Annotated in this window: 24 protein-coding genes; 11 read left to right on the plus strand and 13 right to left on the minus strand. The window is 35.4% G+C overall.

What is annotated here, in order from left to right; translation table 11 throughout:
• Positions 1-14 precede the first annotated feature (14 nt).
• The 5 genes from pepT (at position 15) to clpB (ending at position 6,511) form a co-directional block, all read left to right on the plus strand.
• A complete protein-coding gene (pepT, locus tag IGL31_RS05805) occupies positions 15-1,247 on the plus strand; it encodes a peptidase T (protein ID WP_086300042.1) in 1,233 nt (410 codons plus the stop codon).
• A 131-nt stretch (positions 1,248-1,378) separates the two neighbouring features.
• Positions 1,379-2,287, plus strand: coding sequence for a diacylglycerol/lipid kinase family protein (locus tag IGL31_RS05810; RefSeq protein ID WP_002338327.1), 909 nt, complete (start codon positions 1,379-1,381; stop codon positions 2,285-2,287).
• Between the two features lie 34 nt (positions 2,288-2,321).
• Complete coding sequence (locus IGL31_RS05815; RefSeq protein WP_002288344.1) at positions 2,322-2,594, plus strand: DUF1294 domain-containing protein; 273 nt, start codon at positions 2,322-2,324, stop codon at positions 2,592-2,594.
• A 10-nt stretch (positions 2,595-2,604) separates the two neighbouring features.
• Positions 2,605-3,651: a lysylphosphatidylglycerol synthase transmembrane domain-containing protein gene (locus IGL31_RS05820; protein ID WP_002288347.1), complete on the plus strand. Its 1,047-nt coding sequence runs from the start codon at positions 2,605-2,607 to the stop codon at positions 3,649-3,651.
• A gap of 250 nt (positions 3,652-3,901) precedes the next feature.
• Positions 3,902-6,511 (plus strand): ATP-dependent chaperone ClpB, encoded by a 2,610-nt coding sequence (gene clpB, locus IGL31_RS05825; RefSeq protein ID WP_002301554.1) that lies wholly within the window; start codon positions 3,902-3,904, stop codon positions 6,509-6,511.
• A 145-nt stretch (positions 6,512-6,656) separates the two neighbouring features.
• On the opposite strand, the gene IGL31_RS05830 is transcribed toward clpB, so the two are convergent.
• Genes IGL31_RS05830 through IGL31_RS05840 form a run of 3 tightly spaced genes read right to left on the minus strand, consistent with a single transcriptional unit; the run spans position 6,657 to position 9,055 of the window.
• The gene (locus IGL31_RS05830) at positions 6,657-7,343 is read right to left on the minus strand and encodes a hypothetical protein (RefSeq protein WP_002316308.1); all 687 of its coding nucleotides are present in this window, start codon (positions 7,341-7,343) and stop codon (positions 6,657-6,659) included.
• The gene (locus tag IGL31_RS05835; RefSeq protein WP_086300043.1) at positions 7,321-7,815 is read right to left on the minus strand and encodes a nucleoside 2-deoxyribosyltransferase; all 495 of its coding nucleotides are present in this window, start codon (positions 7,813-7,815) and stop codon (positions 7,321-7,323) included. The genes IGL31_RS05830 and IGL31_RS05835 overlap by 23 nt, the downstream gene beginning before the upstream one ends.
• Positions 7,816-7,834: 19 nt before the next feature.
• Positions 7,835-9,055: a GNAT family N-acetyltransferase gene (locus IGL31_RS05840; protein WP_002288353.1), complete on the minus strand. Its 1,221-nt coding sequence runs from the start codon at positions 9,053-9,055 to the stop codon at positions 7,835-7,837.
• Between the two features lie 146 nt (positions 9,056-9,201).
• On the opposite strand from IGL31_RS05840, the gene lepA reads away from it, so the two are divergent.
• Positions 9,202-11,037, plus strand: a complete 1,836-nt coding sequence (lepA, locus tag IGL31_RS05845) for a translation elongation factor 4 (protein ID WP_002317740.1) — start codon at positions 9,202-9,204, stop codon at positions 11,035-11,037.
• Between the two features lie 1,308 nt (positions 11,038-12,345).
• Here the strand turns inward: lepA and IGL31_RS05850 are convergent.
• The 3 genes from IGL31_RS05850 to IGL31_RS05860 all read right to left on the minus strand — a co-directional run bounded on the left by IGL31_RS05850 (position 12,346) and on the right by IGL31_RS05860 (position 13,681).
• Entirely contained in the window at positions 12,346-12,648 is a 303-nt protein-coding gene (locus tag IGL31_RS05850) for a hypothetical protein (protein ID WP_002324900.1), read from the minus strand.
• Between the two features lie 420 nt (positions 12,649-13,068).
• Positions 13,069-13,248 carry a hypothetical protein gene (locus IGL31_RS05855; RefSeq protein WP_086300045.1) on the minus strand — a complete coding sequence of 60 codons (180 nt, stop codon included), beginning with the start codon at positions 13,246-13,248 and terminating at the stop codon, positions 13,069-13,071.
• A gap of 178 nt (positions 13,249-13,426) precedes the next feature.
• Entirely contained in the window at positions 13,427-13,681 is a 255-nt protein-coding gene (locus IGL31_RS05860) for a hypothetical protein (RefSeq protein WP_002298667.1), read from the minus strand.
• A 97-nt stretch (positions 13,682-13,778) separates the two neighbouring features.
• Between IGL31_RS05860 and IGL31_RS05865 the strand changes: the two genes are divergently transcribed.
• From IGL31_RS05865 to IGL31_RS05885, 5 genes are all read left to right on the plus strand, one after another.
• Positions 13,779-13,994: a hypothetical protein gene (locus tag IGL31_RS05865; protein WP_086300046.1), complete on the plus strand. Its 216-nt coding sequence runs from the start codon at positions 13,779-13,781 to the stop codon at positions 13,992-13,994.
• Between the two features lie 261 nt (positions 13,995-14,255).
• A complete protein-coding gene (locus IGL31_RS05870) occupies positions 14,256-14,453 on the plus strand; it encodes a cold-shock protein (RefSeq protein WP_002293041.1) in 198 nt (65 codons plus the stop codon).
• 278 nt (positions 14,454-14,731) lie between these two features.
• Complete coding sequence (locus IGL31_RS05875) at positions 14,732-15,085, plus strand: ArsR/SmtB family transcription factor (protein ID WP_002324895.1); 354 nt, start codon at positions 14,732-14,734, stop codon at positions 15,083-15,085.
• Positions 15,063-15,740 (plus strand): type 1 glutamine amidotransferase domain-containing protein, encoded by a 678-nt coding sequence (locus IGL31_RS05880; RefSeq protein WP_086300047.1) that lies wholly within the window; start codon positions 15,063-15,065, stop codon positions 15,738-15,740. The genes IGL31_RS05875 and IGL31_RS05880 overlap by 23 nt, the downstream gene beginning before the upstream one ends.
• Positions 15,741-16,664, plus strand: coding sequence for an NAD-dependent epimerase/dehydratase family protein (locus tag IGL31_RS05885; protein WP_086300048.1), 924 nt, complete (start codon positions 15,741-15,743; stop codon positions 16,662-16,664).
• A gap of 81 nt (positions 16,665-16,745) precedes the next feature.
• Here the strand turns inward: IGL31_RS05885 and IGL31_RS05890 are convergent, their stop codons facing one another.
• The 7 genes from IGL31_RS05890 to IGL31_RS05920 all read right to left on the minus strand — a co-directional run bounded on the left by IGL31_RS05890 (position 16,746) and on the right by IGL31_RS05920 (position 21,105).
• On the minus strand, positions 16,746-17,138 hold the full coding sequence (locus IGL31_RS05890) for a VOC family protein (RefSeq protein WP_010829655.1): 393 nt from the start codon (positions 17,136-17,138) through the stop codon (positions 16,746-16,748).
• Between the two features lie 171 nt (positions 17,139-17,309).
• Entirely contained in the window at positions 17,310-18,101 is a 792-nt protein-coding gene (locus IGL31_RS05895; RefSeq protein ID WP_086300049.1) for a TraX family protein, read from the minus strand.
• A gap of 490 nt (positions 18,102-18,591) precedes the next feature.
• Positions 18,592-18,882, minus strand: coding sequence for a hypothetical protein (locus IGL31_RS05900; RefSeq protein WP_002321532.1), 291 nt, complete (start codon positions 18,880-18,882; stop codon positions 18,592-18,594).
• 117 nt (positions 18,883-18,999) lie between these two features.
• Positions 19,000-19,260, minus strand: a complete 261-nt coding sequence (locus IGL31_RS05905) for a hypothetical protein (protein ID WP_002322258.1) — start codon at positions 19,258-19,260, stop codon at positions 19,000-19,002.
• 136 nt (positions 19,261-19,396) lie between these two features.
• Positions 19,397-19,810, minus strand: coding sequence for an Hsp20/alpha crystallin family protein (locus IGL31_RS05910; protein WP_002299276.1), 414 nt, complete (start codon positions 19,808-19,810; stop codon positions 19,397-19,399).
• A gap of 455 nt (positions 19,811-20,265) precedes the next feature.
• The gene (locus IGL31_RS05915) at positions 20,266-20,751 is read right to left on the minus strand and encodes a hypothetical protein (protein ID WP_002324037.1); all 486 of its coding nucleotides are present in this window, start codon (positions 20,749-20,751) and stop codon (positions 20,266-20,268) included.
• Positions 20,752-20,889: 138 nt separating this feature from the next.
• Positions 20,890-21,105, minus strand: a complete 216-nt coding sequence (locus IGL31_RS05920; protein ID WP_002289418.1) for a DUF378 domain-containing protein — start codon at positions 21,103-21,105, stop codon at positions 20,890-20,892.
• Positions 21,106-21,211 lie beyond the last annotated feature (106 nt).

Consider the following 21,211-nt stretch of genomic DNA (forward strand, 5'->3'; position numbering starts at 1 on the left):
AAGGAGAGAATACTATGTACGAAAATCTTTTGCCACGTTTTTTACGATATGTCAAAACAGAAACACGCTCCGATGCAACAAGCAAAACGACTCCATCGACTCAGACACAAGTTGCTTTTGCGCAAGAATTGAAAAAAGAATTAGAAGAGTTAGGCTTAGCTGATGTTTTCTATAATGAAGATAACGGATTCGTTATGGGAACATTACCAAGCAATGTTGATCATGAAGTGCGTTCCATTGGATTTATTTCCCACATGGATACAGCAGATTTTAATGCAGTAGGAGTCAATCCACAAATCATTGAAAACTATGATGGCGAGTCTACGATCGTACTAGATGCGGAAGAACGCTATACATTGAATACAAAAGATTTTCCAAATTTGAAAAATTATGAAGGCCACACATTGATCACAACAGATGGCAGTACATTACTGGGAGCAGATGACAAATCAGGGATTGCGGAAATCATGACTGCAATGGAGATCTTGATCAATGATCCTTCTATCCCTCACGGTACCATCAAAGTGGCTTTTGGTCCTGATGAAGAAATCGGTGTCGGAGCGGATAAATTCGATGTTGAGCAATTCGATGTAGATTTTGCTTATACAGTCGATGGTGGTCCTTTAGGTGAGTTGCAGTATGAAACGTTTAGTGCTGCTCAAGCAAATATTACGATCCAAGGGAAAAATGTACATCCAGGGACGGCAAAAGATACAATGATCAATGCTCTACAGTTAGCAATCGATTTTCATAATCAGCTTCCAGCCGATGAAGTTCCAGAAAAAACGGAAGGATACGAAGGTTTCTTCCATTTGATGGCATTGGATGGGAATCCTGAAGAAGCTTCTATGAGTTATATCATTCGCGATCATGATCGTGAAAAATTCGAAGCACGCAAAGCACAAATCACACATATCCAAGAAGAGTTGAATCAGCGATTTGATCAAGAACGAATCAAAGTAGATATGTATGATCAATATTACAACATGAAAGAAATCATTGAAAAAGATATGAGCATCGTGGAATTAGCGAAACAAGCAATGATCGAGCTTGGTATCTCTCCAGTGATCGAACCAGTTCGTGGAGGAACAGATGGTTCAAAAATCTCTTACATGGGTATTCCGACGCCAAATCTATTTGCCGGAGGAGAAAATATGCACGGACGATTCGAATTTGTTTCTTTACAAGTAATGGAAAAAGCAACAGACGTGATTGTAAAAATTGCAGAATTGAACACAAAGAGTTAAAATCGAAAAAGAACAGCTTATGACAAGGCGTTCGTCCCAATGATGGAATGTCATCTGTCTAAGGCTAAAGGGCAGGACAATGGAATTGGTTGTCCCGCCCTCTTTTTTGAAGAGTAAATAGGAGGTAAAGAATGGAAAAGCTGCTAGTTTTTTATAACAAAAGTTCAGGGAAAGATGAGGGTGAGAAATTAGCACGCTGGTTTCAAGATTATGTAAAAGAAAAGCAGCCAGAATTATATGTAGAACTAGCTGAAACTGGCCCATCGATTGATGATGCGGAATTAGTCAAGAAAGCAGAAGCCATAGAAGCTGATACTTTAGTAATTATAGGTGGAGACGGCACGATTCATCATATCGTCCAAGCGTTCCAAAAAACATTATCTCAATACCATGTCGGATTACTTCCAGGTGGAACTGTCAACAACCTTGCACGTGTTCTTGAGATTCCACTCAAAAAAGAAGAAGCTGCTGACGTGATCCTGGAAGGCAATGTACGGAAAATAGACTATGGTCAAGTCAATGATGAAGTCATTATCTCTACACTGACAATCGGTATCTTAGCAGATACAGCAGTTTGGATCAGTCAAGAAGAAAAACAGCGTTACGGCTCGTGGATCTTTATCAAGAAGTTTTTTAAGTTATTGCTGAAGAAGAAAAAGTATCATTTGGATTTAGAAACAGACGAGGAGCATTGGAAAGGAAAATCCCAACTGTTGACAGTCACGATGTCTAACTCCGTGGGCGGTTTTACAAATTTTGACGACTCAGCGACCCCAGATGATGGAAAATTTCATGTAACGATCGTACCTTCCTTAGATATTTTCCGATTTATTTTTTATTTGCCTAGAATCATGAGAGGCAAATTCTATACGATCCCCGGCATTACTTATTTCACAGCCAAACGCATGAAAATCCAAGCGCAGGAAAAATCTGTGGGCACTCGAACGGATGGAGACACGACAGATGATCTTCCAGTTGAATTATCTGTTGTATCAAAAGGATTAACAGTTTATTCACCAAAGAAAGAAGAAAAAGCTTAGAAATAGTAGTTAACAGAAAGTTGGAAGAAGAGTAATGGATGTATTGTTACACAATCCTTTGTGGTTTTACCTTTTCATTGTGAATTTTTACTTATTTTGTCTGATGGGGTATGATAAACATCAGGCTAGAACTAGCGGCTGGCGTGTTCCTGAGAATAATTTGATATTTGTCAGCCTGTTAGGCGGTGGTTTGGGAGGATTGATCTCTCGAAAAGTTTTCCATCATAAAACTCGGAAAAAGAAGTTTACTATAGGATTCGCTGCAGGTGTACTTGTTGATTTGATTCTCATTTATTTTTTCCATTAAGGAGCAGGAGATGTCGTCTAAAGGAACGAAAACTAAAATCATTCTGAATCTGCTTTTGCTGATTGTGATTTTTGCCATTATTTATTATTTAATCAATCAATCATTTGCAGATATCTTTGCCGAATTGCTGTCTACCAGTGTTGTTGTTTTGGCAGCGGCTGTTATATTAGGGACAGTTTACCAAATCGCTGAAGGGCGCTCAATCAAAGAAATTGCTGAACCTTTCGCGCCGAATTTTACAACGAAAGATGGGTTCTTGACCTCTAGCTATATTGCGTTTTACCGAATCGTTTCGTTTGGTACAGGAACGCTGATCTCGGAGATTTATTTTTATAACAAAAAAGGAATGAAGCTATCCCAGGGAGCAGGGGTGACAGCACTCCATATGATTATGTACAAACTGGCAGTGATCACTTATGCATTAGCTGGCTTGGTCATCCAATTCTCTCTTTTTTATTCTAATGGTCCATCAATGATCTGGTTTATCATCGCTGGTATCCTTTTGACGATCGTGATTGTTGCCTTTTTATTGGCGATGTCCGTCAGCTTGAATGTTCAAATATTTTTTGTCAGCTTATCGAATAAGTTATTTAAAAGTGAGCGTTTGCGGAAATGGGTGGATACATGCAATCAGCAGATCTACTCTTTAAGGGAAACGGTCCAAACCATTATCCAAGACAGGACTGCGCTATTGCGGATTTATCTATGGAATATGTTAAAACTTGTATTTTGGTATGTACTTCCTTATTTGATTCTGATTGAAAACCATCCTAAAATAGATTTTCTACTGACCATTTCGTTTATCAGCTTTGCAGTAGTGCTTTCAGGGGTTATTCCTACGCCTGCTGGTATTGGTTCCTTTGAATTTGTCTATTTGTTATTATTCAGACCAGTTGTTGGAACAGTTGACGCAGTTTCTTCGCTTTTACTGTATCGTTTCAGTTCCTTTATCTTGCCATTTCTCTATGGATTTGTGTATGTGATTGCTGAACGGCGAAGAGTGATCAAAGAAGAAATAATAGAAGTAAAAAAAGAGAATAAAGAAAATCAAGGGTAGGTCTTTTATAAGATCTACCCTTTTTATCAAATCAAAGAAAAACGTTATGGATAAGATAATTTTACGTTTGTTTGGCTCTTTTTTTTATATACATACAATCAATTTTGTTTTTTAAGATTTATATAAGTCGAGAAAAAAAGTCAAAAAACTATGTGTATATTTTGACCAAAATTGACCAAAGCGATATAATAGTTTTTGTAAAGATCAAAGAAATAAGTGATCTTACCTTTAATTAGGAGGGTATACCTGTATGAATATTGAGAAAATGACTACGACGCTTCAAGAAGCGATTGCTGAAGCTCAACAGATTGCGGTCACTCGAAAACATCAAGATATCGACATTGCCCATGTATGGAAAATCTTTTTACAACCTAATCATTTTGGTCGAAATTTCTATACGGATGCCGGATTGGATGTCGAATCTTTTGAACATGAAATTGATCGTCTACTGGATGAGTATCCAGTTGTTTCTGGTGGAAACGTCCAATATGGACAAAACCTCAGCCAGAATTTCTTTCGATTATTGAATGAAGCAGACCAAATACGTGAAAGCTTCGGCGACGAGTTTCTTTCAACGGAAGTCGTTATTTTAGCGTTGATGAAATTAAAAAATTATCCGTTAACTGTTTATTTGAATAAAAACGGATTATCTGAAAAAGAATTGCGTAAAAACATCGAAGAGATGAGAGGAGGAGAAAGAGTGACCTCACAAAACCAAGAAGAACAATACAAAGCATTAGAAAAATACGGCGTTGATTTAGTACAGCAAGTCAAAAGCGGAAAAATGGATCCAATCATCGGTCGTGATGAAGAAATCCGTGATGTCATCCGTATTCTTTCACGAAAAACAAAAAATAATCCTGTTCTGATAGGAGAACCCGGTGTAGGGAAAACGGCAATCGTTGAAGGGCTTGCTCAACGTATCGTACGCAAAGATGTGCCTGAAAATTTAAAAGATAAAACGATTTTTTCATTAGATATGGGTGCATTGATCGCTGGAGCAAAATTCCGTGGTGAATTTGAAGAAAGACTAAAAGCAGTCTTGAAAGAAGTCAAAAAAAGTGATGGACGTATCCTCTTGTTCATCGATGAAATCCACAATATCGTAGGGGCAGGAAAAACAGAAGGAAGTATGGATGCCGGAAATCTGTTGAAACCAATGCTTGCTCGCGGTGAATTACATTTGATCGGTGCCACAACTTTAGATGAGTACCGTCAATATATGGAAAAAGACAAAGCGTTGGAACGTCGCTTTCAAAAGGTATTAGTCAAAGAACCAACAGTGGAAGATACGATCAGTATTCTGCGTGGATTAAAAGAACGTTTTGAGATCCACCATGGTGTTAACATCCATGACAACGCATTAGTAGCAGCAGCTACTTTATCTGACCGTTATATTACTGATCGGTTCTTACCGGACAAAGCAATCGATTTGATCGATGAAGCCAGTGCAACGATTCGGGTAGAAATGAACTCTATGCCAACGGAATTAGATCAAGTTACTAGACGTTTGATGCAGTTGGAAATCGAAGAAGCTGCACTGAAAAAAGAATCAGATGATGCAAGTAAAAAACGCTTGAAAAATTTGCAAGAAGAATTAGCTGAACTTCGTGAAGAAGCAAATGCGATGAAGATGCAGTGGGAAACAGAAAAAGAAGAAGTCAATTCTGTTTCAGCAAAACGTGCTGAAATCGATAAAGCAAAACACGAATTAGAAGATGCAGAAAATAACTATGATTTAGAACGCGCTGCTGTATTGCGTCATGGTACGATACCTCAATTAGAAAAAGAATTGAAGGAATTAGAAGCTAAAGCAAAAGACAGCGAGATTAAGATGGTTCAAGAGTCCGTTACCGAAAATGAGATTGCTCAAGTCGTTGGCAGATTAACGGGTATCCCCGTAACGAAACTTGTAGAAGGTGAACGAGAAAAACTGATTAAATTGAATGAAACACTTCACAAACGAGTGATTGGTCAAGATGAAGCAGTTGATGCGGTCAGTGACGCGGTAATTCGTTCACGGGCTGGATTGCAAGACCCAAATCGTCCTCTAGGTTCTTTCCTTTTCCTAGGACCAACTGGTGTCGGAAAAACCGAATTAGCGAAAGCGTTAGCTGAGAACTTGTTTGACTCAGAAGATCATATGGTACGGATCGATATGAGTGAATATATGGAAAAACATGCTGTGTCTCGTCTAGTCGGAGCTCCTCCAGGCTATGTAGGTTACGAAGAAGGTGGTCAATTAACGGAAGCTGTCAGACGAAATCCTTATACAATCGTCTTGTTGGATGAAATCGAAAAAGCGCATCCGGATGTCTTCAATATCTTGTTACAAGTCCTAGATGACGGACGCTTGACTGATTCAAAAGGGCGAGTAGTAGATTTCAAAAATACGGTTCTAATCATGACTAGCAATATCGGTTCACAGTTACTGTTGGAAGGTGTGACTGCTGATGGAACGATTCCAGAAGCAGTGGCTGAACAAGTCAACACGCTATTACGTGGAAACTTCAAACCAGAATTCTTGAACCGAATCGACGACACGATTTTATTTACACCATTGAGCCTAGACAACGTGAAAGGAATCGTTGACAAAATGGTGGCGCAATTGGCACAACGTCTGGAACATCAAGAAATCCTGCTGACAATCAGTGATGAAGCCAAAACGTGGATTGCTGAAAATGCTTATGAACCAGCATATGGTGCAAGACCATTGAAACGATTTATCACTAAGGAAGTAGAAACACCACTAGCTAAAGAAATCGTTGCAGGACATGTTATGCCTAAATCAAAAGTAACGATTACTTTACTTGATGGACAACTTCATTTCAAAACAGAAGAGCTAGAAGAAATCGTCTAATCTTCCATTGAGACTATGAAAGAAAAAGGGGGTGTGACACAACTAGTGTCACACCCCCTTTTTCCGAATAAATTCCAGAAGTAGCTTCTTCGAAAAATAAGTCGAAATTTCTTGAAGCTGCCCGCTTCTGTCACAACCTCTTTTATTAGGTATTTTTCACTTTTTCTAATTTATAACTTTCAAAGTAACGCTCATCTTTTTTACTTTGAGACCATGCAAACAATCCCATTAAGGCAGCACCTATCGTATTTGTCAGCAAGTCGCCCATCGTATCCATCAATGCTGCTCGTCCGACAAACAGTGTGCCATCAGAAGCAGCAAAACGTTGAAGATTCATGCCTAAGAACTGGTCGCATAAGAATTCCCAGAACTCCCAAAACACGCCGCAAAGTCCAGCAAACGCAAAGCCGAATAAGAGGAACAACCAAGGACTGGTTTTTGATATCTCAGCATCTTTCATCAAGTAACCAATCAATCCATAGCCAAGAGCTGTCAGGACCATTGGACTCACCGCATGTAAGATTTTGTCCCAAAAAGAGATGATACTGATCAAATGCATCCCTGTACCTAAAAAGACAGAGATGAATAAGAAGAACCAGTAAAACAAAACGATTGCTGCTGGAATTTTAAGTTTGAAAACTGTCAAAATGACTTGTGGCATGAAAATCAATGCAATCCCTAATAAAGATTCCACGATAAATGTGATTCCTTGAGAAGTCGAATACTTTTGGGTGATAAATTCATAAAAATTATAGCAGACAACGAATACACCAAAAGCAAGTAAAGCTATTTGAACCTTTTTGATTTCTTTAATCACTGAAAGTCCCTCCATCTAAAAATCTTTTTACTTCTGAAAGCAACTCAGTCTCTGAAGAAACCACTTTTCCGTTCAATTTGATCAGTCCTACTGTATATAAGTTCAGATAGTGAAATTGATTTTCAGCTGTTTCTTGTAGCGCAGCGATTTTTTTCGGGTGGGTTCCGCCTTGCTGTCGAGTATCAGTATATAAGCCGATCACTGGGATGCCTTTCGCATAAGCCACACCGATTTCCGATGCTACCCCGGCATCGATCGTCAGCCCATCTAGTAAAGCAATCATTAAATCACTAGCCAACACTTTTTCTGTGTCAGCAAGAGCAATCATTCGACTGTCTGCATAAGCAGTTTTGTCATTGATTGCTTCATTTTCTTGAGGAAGATAGATCGAAAGCTCAGAAGAGAGCTCTCTGATTTCTTTAACTAACTGTTGGTTATATAACAAATCACTTTTAGCAAACATTGGTGCGGCAAAATAAATTTTCATCTAAACATCATCCTTTTTATCAAAAATAATCGCTAAAGTAAGCTTCCATGTTTGGAATGATACGCTCTAGTGACTTCAGTGTTTCTTCATCTGTTTCTAACCGTTCGATTCTTGCCAAATAAGAAGCACGGCGATAATTCATCATCAAGCAAGTCAATGTTTGGATATCCAGTCGAACGGATTTTCCTATAGGTTCATTTAAGACACGGACTTGTCCCTGTTCATCCCATGTTAAAGCGAAGACACCATTATTCCAAGGAGCGACAGGATCTTCAATGATGAAATGAAAAGCATCAGCTGTTCCAACAAACGGAAACCGTTGAAGGAATTCTTTTACATCAACGATCCGAGCCATAAAATATGGTTCGATCTGCTCTTTGATCTGACTATCTTCAATCAAAAATGCTAAAGGCTCATTTTTATAAATATCTCCATGTACCCAGTAGATCATGGAAAAATGTGCGGAAATAAAGTTCCATAAGCCATTTCGAGCTTCTTGATCAAGATAGAACATTTCTTTTACGTGAAATATTTCTTCAGCTACCCAGTAGAATAGAACACCTCTTGGTTCATGGTTGCTATCGTAGTAGACAGCGGCTGTGCGCTCATCTTCATTTTCGAAACGCCAATACTCTTCCCAATGAAAATCACTGCGGAATAAAGCACCATGGTTTTGTTGGGCAAATTTGTCATAAACGGAAAATACGTCTGGATGATCAACTGGTAATCGCTCAACCATACCACTTACTGGGATTTGTTTAGGTAGCTGTGTATCTCTGATTTTAAAGGAAAGTTTATCAGACATGATTTCCCATCCTTTACGCCGATAGTAGGGGATACTGTAAGGATACAAATAAGAGATCCATTGCTTATTCTTGCGCATATTATCCAATGCAACGATAATTAGATCTTGCATCAATCCATGGTTAGCATATTCTGGATAAGTTCCAACTCCAGTCACACCACCCATTTTATAACGTGCACCGTGAATATTGACTTCACAAGGATAGATAGCGATTTGAGAGATCAGTTTATTTTCGTGGAACCATCCGAACACTTTCGATACTTCCAAAATCGGTTTTTTGGAACGGATAAAAGCTCGTTTATTCTCAAACCCGCTTTCCTCGATATCTGCTTCAGTCACTTGGAACACATAGGAAAGTAATTCATTGAATTGATCGATATGTTCTTGAGTGACCGGTTTTAATTCAAGATTTTCTCTAAAATCTTTTTGATCCATTTTTTCATCTCCATTTATTAGCTTGATAACAGTATAGCAAAATTCTACAAAAAAAACTTCTATAGCTGACTAATTAAAAACTCTTTAAATTACTGCTTTTCGTTGGTATAATGGAAAGTGCTGATTATATGAAAAGAGGAGACGCTATGGATATAAAGAAAATGAAAGAACGCCAAGAGCAGATTCGTAATTTTTCGATCATCGCTCATATCGACCATGGGAAATCTACATTGGCCGATCGTATTTTAGAAATGACGCACACTGTGACGTCTCGCGAAATGCAAGATCAGCTGTTAGACTCGATGGATTTGGAACGTGAACGTGGAATCACGATTAAATTAAATGCTGTAGAACTCAATTACACAGCGAAAAATGGAGAAACATATATCTTTCACTTGATTGACACCCCAGGGCACGTCGACTTCACCTATGAAGTCTCTCGAAGCCTTGCTGCCTGTGAGGGTGCCGTTTTAGTGGTCGATGCAGCACAAGGAATCGAAGCCCAAACATTGGCCAATGTTTATTTGGCCTTAGACAATGATTTGGAGATCCTGCCAGTCATCAATAAAATCGACCTACCCGCAGCAGATCCCGAACGTGTCCGTCAAGAAATCGAAGACGTAATCGGAATTGATGCTAGTGAAGCTGTATTAGCTAGTGCCAAATCAGGGATTGGGATTGAAGATATTCTCGAGCAGATCGTGGAATATGTTCCTGCACCAAGTGGAGACTTAGATGCACCGCTAAAAGCTTTGATCTTTGACTCTATTTATGATAGTTACCGCGGTGTTGTTCTAAATGTCCGAATCACGGACGGTATGGTCAAACCCGGAGACAAAATCAAACTGATGAGTAATGGAAAAACATTTGATGTTACAGAGGTCGGGGTCTTCTCGCCAAAAGCAGTTGCTAGAGACTTTTTGATGGTCGGTGATGTCGGTTATATCACAGCAAGTATCAAAACTGTCCAAGATACACGAGTAGGGGATACAGTAACGTTAGCAGACAATCCTGCTGCTGAAGCTTTACCAGGTTACCGAAAAATGAATCCGATGGTTTATTGTGGTCTTTATCCAATTGATACTTCTCGTTACAACGATTTGCGGGAAGCTTTAGAAAAACTGCAATTGAATGATGCTGCTTTACAATTCGAACCAGAAACCTCTCAAGCATTAGGTTTTGGGTTCCGCTGTGGATTCCTCGGACTTCTTCATATGGATGTCGTCCAAGAACGCTTGGAACGGGAATTCAATCTAGAATTGATCACGACTGCACCATCCGTTATTTACCATGTTAATAAAACGGATGGTACGACTGCTACAGTAGATAACCCGGCAGATTTTCCTGAACCTGTAACGATCCAGGATGTAGAAGAACCATTCGTCAAAGCACAGATCATGGTCCCAAATGATTTTGTCGGTGCAGTAATGGAACTTTCTCAACGAAAACGGGGAGAATTCATTACGATGGATTATTTAGATGATTACCGAGTAAATGTCGTCTATAATATTCCGCTTTCTGAAATTGTCTTTGACTTTTTCGACAAATTGAAATCAAGCACGAAAGGCTATGCCTCATTGGATTATGAAATGTCTGGTTATCAAAAAAGCAAGTTAGTGAAGATGGACATCTTGCTGAATGGAGAAAAAGTCGATGCATTAAGCTTTATCGTTCACCGAGACTTTGCCTATGAACGTGGAAAAGCAATCGTTGAAAAACTGAAAAAACTAATCCCACGCCAACAATTTGAGGTGCCAATCCAAGCAGCTATTGGACAAAAAATCGTTGCCCGTTCAGACATCAAGGCCTTGCGTAAAAACGTCTTGGCTAAATGTTATGGTGGAGATGTTTCTCGTAAACGTAAACTCTTAGAGAAACAAAAAGAAGGGAAGAAGCGGATGAAACAAATCGGCTCCGTCGAAGTTCCGCAAGAAGCCTTCATGGCCGTTCTGAAAATGGATGAGGAAGAAAGTAAGAAGTAGCAAGGAATTTAGGAGTTTCTTAGCTTTCAAAATTTGTGAAATTCAAAAATATTCGCCCTATGTTCGCCCAAGTTTTTACTTGGGCGAATTTTTTGCATTTTAAATCAAAGATCTTTTCAGACGTTGGGCGAAAATATCAACAGCTTCATTTTTCATTTTTTGGTTACATGTGCGTAAGCATCCATAGTAGTAACTAATCTAGAATGACCAACTCGAGCCTGGATTTCTTTTGGGTTTGCCACCGGATTGTTACCGGTGGCTTTTTTTGGTAAAATTCAAGAATTTTTTCTTAAATTCTCCATGATATCTATCGTTTCAGTTTTTATCTTATTTGTCACATGAGAATAGGTGTACATCAAATAATGCCTTGGATACCTTGGAATCAGTGGATGAGTTGGAAACAACTTTGGATTAATCAAAAGAATACATGTATAAACTGAGTTATGCCGTTTAAGTTAACGCAGAATCCCTAGCTATTTAAAAAATGGTTTGGCTAAGATCTCTCAAAAAGAGTATTTATTCAAATAACTTTTTAGAAAAATAATTAGGCTAGAAACAAAAGAAGCCAGCTACAAGAGCTGGAAAAGTTAATTTTTTGTATTCAGATAAATTAATATACAAATAAAAAATACTATCGAAAACACTAACCCAACTAAATAATTGGATAAAAAAAGGGGATCAGAATCTGAATCATCCCAAATCTTGATCATGAAATAGATAAATGGGAGGAATGAGACGATCAATAAACAATCTTTTTTACGCCATATTTTCAAACAACTTAGAACAATAATTTTATATGCACAAGTAACCCAGAATAAGATTTTACTAATAAATAACAAAGTTATATCCCCTTTATTTTTTCTCTTTCCCAATATATTTATTTTATCACTATTTATTTATTATGAGAAAGAAATGAGACTAAGGGGAGAAGTCACAACAAAGTTTCTGAAGAAGAAGTATATAAAATGGCAAATCGACGTATTGTTAATGCGAGTGAAGCTATTCGTAAGTTTGGATTTCTATATTAGATAATGATCGTCAATGGGAGGGAACGGAATAAAAATAAAAGACGGATTTTACGATAGTAGTCATGGTATTGATGGTTAAATACTAGATATGCCGATAAAGTACCCTAATTAATTCGGATTGAAAGAATGATGAAATGCGATAGACAGCAACGGTTGAAAAATAGTAAGAACAATTAGGAAGAGTTGAAATTCACATCCTTGTTTTTACTATTTCCGTTGCTGTCTATCAATTTATAAACATCAAAGTTATGTTTACTTAAAATATATCAATTGCTTATTGTCAAAGATAAATATAATACGCATCAGCTTCCGAAGTAACAGAATTTACCTTATGGAGTCCTTCTAATTTGATGTGGAGTTCATTGGCAACTTCTTCAATATATTTGTTAAATATCCTATTTTCTAATTTTAAATAATTAGCAATCTCTATAGAAATAACTTTTTTACGTTCTTTTCCTATAAACTGAATATTAAAATTCCTTATAACGTTGTTTCTATCACTTTCATTAGGAAAGCTACTTCTCATTGATACATATTCTTTTATAGATGCAAGAGTGCTTTTTATCATTTGAAATTCATCCATAACTTCACCTTCTCTAATTATTTTAATTTTAATTTAATTATACATGATACTTCTGTTTCTAGCTATTTTTTTGCTGAAGAGAAGATTGAGGTCATTATGCAGGAGAAGAATGAAGAGGCAGCTAATTATTCAAATGAAAAATTTGATAAAACAAATCAAACACAGATTACAATAAATGGTCGTTTTTGCAGTTTGATCGTGTAAGATTTGTAAAATAATAAAGCTAAGATAAGCACAGCGGTTTCTAGTAAGGCGTATTATGAATTGATCCACAACAAGATAAATCAGAATTTTATTTAAATGAGTAAAAAAAGAGAAAATAAGGCACTTAAAGTCTAGCGACTACCGTTAGGGGAAAAGATAAACAGATTCTTTTCATATTTTTTAGTTACATAGACATTCAGAAAAAAAGACAATCAACTAGTGATCGTCTTTTAGAAGGTTACCAATTAATTTTATAATATTGCTAGAAAATAAGATAAGAGCAAGACCTAAAATATTTACAAAAAAATTGAAATCTAAAAAAATAGCATTAAGAATAACAAGAATCATTCCGATGTACAAAAATATATCAGTGTTAAGTTTGTTGATAGGTGTCATGTTTCTACCTCCAATCACTTTTAGAAAAGAGTATCTCTTATTTATTTTATAGTCAATACCTTAATAATAAGTCGATAGAAACAAGAATTAAGGAGAAACAGATGGATGTCGATTGATAGTACTAGTATAAAGACAAAAACAACAAGTGAGAAAATTTATAGTTATAAAAGCAGAAAAATTAATAATTCTTATAAAGATATCGCAAAACAACGATAAAAAGAATAAGAGATAAAAACAACCCTACTACGTAAAAATTTAATGCTGAAAGCGATTGATAAAATGTATGTTTTATTATTTTTATTATAAAAAACGCAGATGGTAAAAAAGAAAGCACTAATATAATCGCTTTTCTAGAACGTTTAGTGAAGTAAAAGAAAGAGATGACACCAATACAGACTGGAATCCAAAATAAAAGCATACTAAATGTGACCACAGTATCATCTCCCATATAGTCTTATATCAATTAGGATAATAGCATTTTATCACCTAATAGCCAACTAATAACCAAATAATAAGAAGAATAGTTTCGAATGAATCACAGATACCTCAAATTAACAAAATTAAGAAAACACGAACTAACTGCAGCGAAAGCAAAATTAAAAAAAGAATACGGAGTTTCTGAAGAAGAAACATATAAAGTTGCGAAAAATAGTATTGCTAATATAACCACACTGCAAACATTTTGTTTAAAAACGGAAGTAGTTAACGAAGAACAAAAAGAAACTAGATATTACTCGATTAATTGATAGAGAGATCATTCATTGAAGGTCTTTCGCGTTGGTTAATCAATTATTGTGATTTTCTGAAATTTCACATCTTTTTATTTATATTTAAGCCGTATATCGAGTGATTATCCTTGTGTTAGCATTACATCCGTGTTATAGTAAATAAGTAATCTAATTTGAAACGTAATCTGAGCGATATATTCACACTATAAAAACTCCTTTTACCAAGTAATATTAATTGCAATAAAACACGTATTATATACGTATCAGGAGGAAATATATATGAATAACGGTACAGTAAAATGGTTTAACTCAGATAAAGGTTTTGGTTTCATCACTGGTGAAGATGGAAATGACGTATTCGCTCATTTTTCAGCAATCCAAGGAGAAGGCTTTAAGTCTTTAGATGAAGGCCAAGCAGTTACTTATGATATTGAAGAAGGACAACGTGGTCCTCAAGCAGTAAATATCGTAAAATAATGTTGAACGTTTACCGCCTCATATGAGGTGGTTTTTTTGTTTATGTCGGTAGAAAAAATTCCTCACCGTAATATTAGGTGAGGGATTTTTTTCGTTCATTAATTAATTTTAACATTATTTTTTGCTTCAGTTTGGCTATTTTCTGACAGCCAGTTTTTACCTGCTTTATCTGAAATTGTCGAATCGTAAAGAAGCTACTTTTTTGAGCAAAGGAATTTACATATTTTATTAAAAATGGTTTAATGGTTTAAACTAATAAACGAAAGAGGTAGATCACAATGAATGGACACGATCGCTTAAAAACAGAACTAGAATCATTAAGTGATTTTTTAGCAGCTTTAGGTGACAGAAAAAGACAATTGATTTTGATTAGATTATTAAATGAAAAAAGCTGTCATGGTTTGCAAGTAGGAGAACTAACTGACGATACAGGTTTATCAAGACCAGCAGTATCGCACCACTTGAAAATTTTAAAAGACGCCGATTTATTAGAGGTCAGAGAAGAAGGAACAAAAAATTTTTACTATTTAAAACACGAAAATAAAAATATATATAAACTAAGAGATTTTTTGTCTGACGTAATAGACGAAATAGAGGAGCTAAAAAACAGTGAAGAAAATTCTGATAGTTGAAACAAATGTCAATCAATACAAAGGAACAAATAAAGCTACTGGGCTTTGGCTAGGAGAAACAGTAGAATTTTTAGCAGAAATCTATAAATATCAATTTGAAGCTGATTTTGTCAGTCCGTTAGGTGGTTATGTACCGATTGACCCTCGAAGTATGAGAAATCTAGATTCTGATGTAATAGACCTTTATTCTAATAAAGCTTTTATTGAAAAAGGTTTGAGGAATACGTTGTCTCCTGCAAACGTAAAGAGCAAAGATTATACTGCTATTTACTTTACTGGTGGGCATGGTGTCATGTGGGATTTTCCCGAGAATAGTGCATTACAAAAAATAGCTAGTGATATTTATGAATCAAATGGATATGTGTTATCTGTGTGCCATGGTATAGCAGGTTTATTTAATATCAGACTTGCTAATAATGACTATTTAATAGCAAATAAAAAATTGACTGGTTTTACTAAAACGGAGGAATTATTGGCGATGAAAAGCAAAGTAGTTCCTTTTGATAATGAAGAGATGACTGTAAGGAGAAAAGGATATTTTATCAAGAAGCGTTTCTTTAAGAGTCATGTGGTAAAGGATGGACATCTGATTACTGGACAAAATCCGTATTCAACAAGAGAACTAGCACGAACATTCATCAAGGAGGTTATCTAAATGCAAACAGTTATTGGCAGTAATGGCCAAATTGGATACGAGTTAGCAAAAGAACTTAATCAAACTTACGGGAAACAGCTTCGCTTAGTTAGTCGAAATCCGAAATCAATCAACGATACAGACGAACTAATCTCAGCGGATATTTTAGATCGTGAGGCAACTATTTGCGCTGTAGCAGGAAGTGAGATTGTTTATTTTGCTGCAGGATTACCGATGGACTCCGAACAGTGGAAAACAAAATTTGAAATCATGTTAGAAAACGTCATACAGGCTTGTAAAGAAACAAAGGCGAAATTAGTTTTTTTCGATAATACTTATATGTACGAAAAAAATGACACGGAACAATTTGAGGATAGCAAATTTATTTATGATGGTATCAAATCCACTGTTCGAGCTAAAATGGCAGACCGGCTAGTGACTGAAATGGAGAATCCTGACATCGATGTGATGATTTGTCGCGCTCCTGAATTTTATGGACCTAATAAGACGCAAAGTATTACAAACAGTTTATTGTTTAACCGAGTGAAAAATGATAAGACTGCTTGGTTACCAATTTCTGATCAAACATTAAGGACCTTAATATGGACACCTGATGCTAGTAAAGCCATGGCGCTTTTAGCAAATCAGCCTGACACTTATAACCAAACCTGGCATCTACCTTGTGATGTAAGTCGAACATATGAAGAGATGATAAAGTTGATGGAAGAAAAATTGCACAAACCGGTAAAATATAAAGTGATCAAACAATGGATGTTTGATCTTGGCTCTATATTCAATAAAAATATGCAAGAGCTAAAAGAGTTATTACCTAGATATCATTATGACAACAAGTTTAATTCTGATAAATTTAAAAAGAAATTTCCAGATTTTGAAATAACAACATTCTCAAATGCATTAGACGATTTATTCAAGTTAGAAAAGTAATATTACTCGAGAGAAAAAACGATAGTTGACTTTCCATATTTAATGGATGTCAACTATCGTTTTTTACGTTTTATCTCATGCTTAGAATAACAATTGCCAAGTAAAGCCAAACTTGTCAGTCACCCAGCAAACTTCCGTATACTTCTCATAGTTTTTTTCATGCATCATTACAGTTCCGCTATCTTTTAATATATTAAACGCCTGATCGAATTCTGCCTGATCATCTACTTCAATCAAAATGGTAGATGCCCAGGTGGAGGCAGGTGCAGGGAAATCTTTTGACATATCCAAAAATCCAATTACTTGATTGCCTAATTTAAGTTCGCCTTCAAGTATAAGATCCGGTTCCTCTTTACTGGTATCTCCATACCGATTCAACTTAGTGATTTCGGAGTTAGGAAAAGCTTTGTGATACCAATTGATTGCTTCTTCTGCTTGACCATTATACGTCAAAAACGGCAATATTTGCTTCATCTTTTTCCCTCCAGATTCCTTTTTGTGAGATCGATTGCAAAGCGATTGTAACATGGAATGGGTAAAAAAGACTAAGGAAAGGAACTAAATCGAAATGGTGAATTCTCCTGCATAAGTTTCATGGGATTCTTTAAGTGTTTATGACAAGTTTTTCTTTCATTAATAATCAGTCTAGTATTTATATAAAAACGCGGATAGCAAATATAATAGGGAAATATGTGCCGGATAAAAGATATAGAAGAAATATTTCATTCCTTTTCCTTTTTGTCCGTTATATAACAATATCGGGATGACTGAAAAGATCATTATCCACTGGGTCGTACCCAAGAAGAAGTATATGCCGGCAACGATTGAGATAATAATACATTGAATGCTACGGTGATTTCTTGCTAAATAAAGTAAAGGAATCAAAAGAACCATAAAATTATTTTCTGCTAAAAGCAGTGCAGGTAAAAATGACGTAATCAGCATAAAAACAATTTTATTTTGAACGATTACTGGACTGGAAAATAACAAGGGAATAAATAGTGAGAGTAAGATTGGTAAAATGAACAAGAAAATACTTGTAAGAATCTTTTTCCAACTTCCAGTATTTTTTCCATCAGTGAAAAGATCAATTGCATACATCATGACCGTACCAATAAACAAATCTCTAAAAATATTATTTATCAATACCACTTCATCATAATGAACGATATTACCAAGAAAATAAGTGAAGAAAGCCATAAGAACCATTGAGAAATAAAGTCGCTTCATATATTTCTTTTTATCATGTGTATGTGAGAAGCCTACAACGCTTATAAAAAAGAACAAAGTAGCAACTGGCCTACCAAACCAATCCAGCCAATCGGGAGCACCAAACGGATAAAACATTTGATGAATGTGATCGATAAACATCAACGTAATCCCTAAAATTTTTAGATCAAAGGTAGAAAATCCTTTTTTCAAGCTAACAGTATTCAAATTTTTCCCTCCTAATTAAATAAATGAAACAAGTGACAGTTGTATTATTAATAAAGTTGAGCAAGAATCACAATCGAAAAAGCTAACACTTTTGTCATATGATTTTCTATAATAATTAACGAGATGGAGAAATCATCTTTGAAATATTAGTGAATGGGAGATAAAATAGAGTGTAACTATAATTAAATTATGTAAACCTGAAGACTGCAAGTAATTTCTATGCCAATATATCACGAAACTAGAAGTACTCCAATTTGTCTAAACGTTTATCTATAATAAAAAAGTGCGAAATGCCGCACTCTTTATTTAGTTTTTATGCAAAAAATCAAGTTATAAGATAAAGTAGGTGGGATTTTGTTACTATGAATAACATAATAAGAAAGTAAAGTGGATTGATTTGAGATCTTTTTATACTTCAAAAAAGATAACACCCAACTTTCAAAAATATGTTTTGGAAGTTGGGACAAACGAGTTAATACATTTTAATACATTATTTTTTATTCAAAAAAAATAGCACAATGGCAAAGATCGTAAGAGAGATCATAAGCCCCAATGAATGACTAAAAAGAAAAGCAGAATCACATGCCATATCATCCCATATTTCTTCAAGAAAATAAATAAGCGGGAAAAAGGGAAGGAATAGTAGAACATCGATCCAGCACCATTTTTTTCTTCTTTTGAAATAACATAAAACAATAAACATGAACGTGCAGGGAAGTAAAAACAAAGCTTTACTCATAACTAACAAAATACCAGCTCCTTTTATTTTTTTCTCCCCCACATTCAAAGAGTAACAATGGTATGTACTTAATAATAGAAAAATGGATCAACTTGTATGAATAACAGCTGAAAAGATCTGCACCAAATAAAAAACTTCCAGCCAAAACTGACTGGAAGTTTATTTTTTTCTGAAATATTCTAACACAAATATGAAAAAGATGGCCGAAGCTAATAAGCCGATTTCGTAGCAAAACAATGAGATACCAGAGTCGTAATAATAAAATCCTCTAATCTTATGGATAAAATAGATCATCGGACAAGCAGATAAGAGTAAGTATTTGTTAGGCCTTTTGAATAAGTAAAAGAAAGCACTGGTCATTATGATAAATGGTATCCAAAACAAAAGTTTACTTAAGACAATCAAATGATCAACTCCCATATTTTTTACCAAGAGAGATCATAACATCTTTATCGTAAAAACAAAATATTTTTTTGCTCATTTTGAAAATTTAAACATACTCGTTTTTATCCAAATATATAAAAATCGCCCCTCATTCATCGAGAGGCGATAAGTTCTAATTTAACTCAATTTTTTTTGTTTCTTTTGGCTGATGAGCTGTTTTAGGTAATACCAATTTCAGCACACCGTTTTTAAAGGTTCCAGTGATTTTTTCTTCATCAACATTAGGAAGATAGAATGAACGTTTGTAAGAGACCGAATGTCTTTCTTTCCGTACATAGTTGCCATCTTCTTTATCTTCTGTATGGGACTCATGATTGGCGGAGATCGTCAAAGTATTATCTGAATATTCAACTGTCGTGTCTTCTTTGTCACAGCCAGGCATATCAGCAGTTAGTTTGTATTCTTTTTCATTTTCGACTAAATCTACTTTTGGATAACTTGAAACACCTAAAAAATCATTGAATGCTGGACTAAACACGTCATTGAAATCAGGGAACATGTCGCGAATGCTAGGTACATTTGCCATTTTTGATCATCCTTTCAATAAGTATTTTTTATTTATCCCTATTTACGTAATAACTCTATTTTGAAAAAAATGCAAGTATAATGGTTAGCTTTGTGAATATTTCATCTAATACGATACAAAGGCTATCTTTCTAATTTGAAAAAGGGATCATTAAAATAATAAGAAGAAAATATGTCAAAAGGTAAAAAAGTAAATTCTTCTATCCAAATATAGAAAAATTGAATCTAGAAAACCGTCCGACAATAAATTTCATTAACTCAGTTGACCGAAAATGAAGTAGATACCAAAAATTTATCAAGAGAGCAAGTAGAGAAGTGAGTATATTCATAAGAGAAATAGCTGTAACGAATTATTAGGTTAATGCAAATGCTTATTTATACTCCATATAACTTTCTCAGAAAAAATAATACCGATAATGACTTGCTAGTACTGTAAATCCGTATAATATCATCTAATCAAAATGGTGTTCCATTTGCATCTGTCATCGTAATCGATCCTTCGGGTGACACTCGATAAAAACCAACGCTTCCAGATCCCCCTTGGGAACGGATTTGTTTGCTGGAAGCTGTGAACAAATAATCTCGATCAATTTTTTGATAAAAGCTAATAACAATATCGTCACTTTGTAATTCGGAACGGTGGGCAATAAGAAATAGAAGTGCTTTGTCAGAGTTTTCTAATGGAAGAGAAGGTACAGTGCTTTCTTGCATTTCAGATGTTGAAGAAATGCTAGACGACTGAATACTTGATTGGCTATGTTGCGAATCTACATTACCAGTAGAAGTATTAGTAATGGAAGTAGTAGAAGTACTTTTAGTTGAACCAACCTCAGTTGTTGAAATGGCTGCTGAAGATTCTTTAACAGAATTCTTTGTTTTATATCCACAGGCAGAAAAAAGTATTACAGTTCCCAACAAGCCTGCGTAAATCCCTTTATGCATGATAGCTCCTCCTAAAATAGATTATCTTTATTCAGTATATCACTTAAACAAAGAAAAGCAGATGGTTTAAAATGAAAAAACCTTCCCGATAAAGGGAAGGTTCATGAAGATAATAACTTTTTTAATAATTATAGCTTTCTAATATCTTTCATCAACTTTTCTAGTAATCATTGGGAAAAATTTCAAGCAGTAGATCGCACAAATACCTACGACGATATAAATGATCTTCGCAAAAATAGTTGTTGAACCACCAGCAATCATAGCTACTAAATCAAGTTCGAACAAGCCTACCAACAGCCAGTTCAACCCTCCCACAATCAATAAAGTTAATGCAATAGCATCTAAAGTTTTCATTAGAATTCTCCTTTCTTAAATGATAAAACAATTATATATCAAAAAGAGAAACATTGCTTATATAACGCTCAGGAATTTTAGCAATCTATGCAAAAAGATGAAAATT

The organism is Enterococcus sp. MSG3290, from assembly GCF_050555565.1.
Lineage (GTDB): Bacteria > Bacillota > Bacilli > Lactobacillales > Enterococcaceae > Enterococcus_B > Enterococcus_B faecium.

Excerpts from the sequence above, each read along its gene's own strand:
- pepT (WP_086300042.1), top strand. The coding sequence starts at position 15 with ATGTACGAAAATCTTTTGCCACGTTTTTTACGATATGTCAAAACAGAA.
- IGL31_RS05810 (WP_002338327.1), top strand. The coding sequence starts at position 1,379 with ATGGAAAAGCTGCTAGTTTTTTATAACAAAAGTTCAGGGAAAGATGAG.
- IGL31_RS05815 (WP_002288344.1), top strand. The coding sequence starts at position 2,322 with ATGGATGTATTGTTACACAATCCTTTGTGGTTTTACCTTTTCATTGTG.
- IGL31_RS05820 (WP_002288347.1), top strand. The coding sequence starts at position 2,605 with ATGTCGTCTAAAGGAACGAAAACTAAAATCATTCTGAATCTGCTTTTG.
- clpB (WP_002301554.1), top strand. The coding sequence starts at position 3,902 with ATGAATATTGAGAAAATGACTACGACGCTTCAAGAAGCGATTGCTGAA.
- IGL31_RS05830 (WP_002316308.1), bottom strand. The coding sequence starts at position 7,343 with ATGGAGGGACTTTCAGTGATTAAAGAAATCAAAAAGGTTCAAATAGCT.
- IGL31_RS05835 (WP_086300043.1), bottom strand. The coding sequence starts at position 7,815 with ATGAAAATTTATTTTGCCGCACCAATGTTTGCTAAAAGTGATTTGTTA.
- IGL31_RS05840 (WP_002288353.1), bottom strand. The coding sequence starts at position 9,055 with ATGGATCAAAAAGATTTTAGAGAAAATCTTGAATTAAAACCGGTCACT.
- lepA (WP_002317740.1), top strand. The coding sequence starts at position 9,202 with ATGGATATAAAGAAAATGAAAGAACGCCAAGAGCAGATTCGTAATTTT.
- IGL31_RS05850 (WP_002324900.1), bottom strand. The coding sequence starts at position 12,648 with ATGGATGAATTTCAAATGATAAAAAGCACTCTTGCATCTATAAAAGAA.
- IGL31_RS05855 (WP_086300045.1), bottom strand. The coding sequence starts at position 13,248 with ATGACACCTATCAACAAACTTAACACTGATATATTTTTGTACATCGGA.
- IGL31_RS05865 (WP_086300046.1), top strand. The coding sequence starts at position 13,779 with ATGAATCACAGATACCTCAAATTAACAAAATTAAGAAAACACGAACTA.
- IGL31_RS05870 (WP_002293041.1), top strand. The coding sequence starts at position 14,256 with ATGAATAACGGTACAGTAAAATGGTTTAACTCAGATAAAGGTTTTGGT.
- IGL31_RS05875 (WP_002324895.1), top strand. The coding sequence starts at position 14,732 with ATGAATGGACACGATCGCTTAAAAACAGAACTAGAATCATTAAGTGAT.
- IGL31_RS05885 (WP_086300048.1), top strand. The coding sequence starts at position 15,741 with ATGCAAACAGTTATTGGCAGTAATGGCCAAATTGGATACGAGTTAGCA.
- IGL31_RS05890 (WP_010829655.1), bottom strand. The coding sequence starts at position 17,138 with ATGAAGCAAATATTGCCGTTTTTGACGTATAATGGTCAAGCAGAAGAA.
- IGL31_RS05905 (WP_002322258.1), bottom strand. The coding sequence starts at position 19,260 with ATGGGAGTTGATCATTTGATTGTCTTAAGTAAACTTTTGTTTTGGATA.
- IGL31_RS05910 (WP_002299276.1), bottom strand. The coding sequence starts at position 19,810 with ATGGCAAATGTACCTAGCATTCGCGACATGTTCCCTGATTTCAATGAC.
- IGL31_RS05915 (WP_002324037.1), bottom strand. The coding sequence starts at position 20,751 with ATGCATAAAGGGATTTACGCAGGCTTGTTGGGAACTGTAATACTTTTT.
- IGL31_RS05920 (WP_002289418.1), bottom strand. The coding sequence starts at position 21,105 with ATGAAAACTTTAGATGCTATTGCATTAACTTTATTGATTGTGGGAGGG.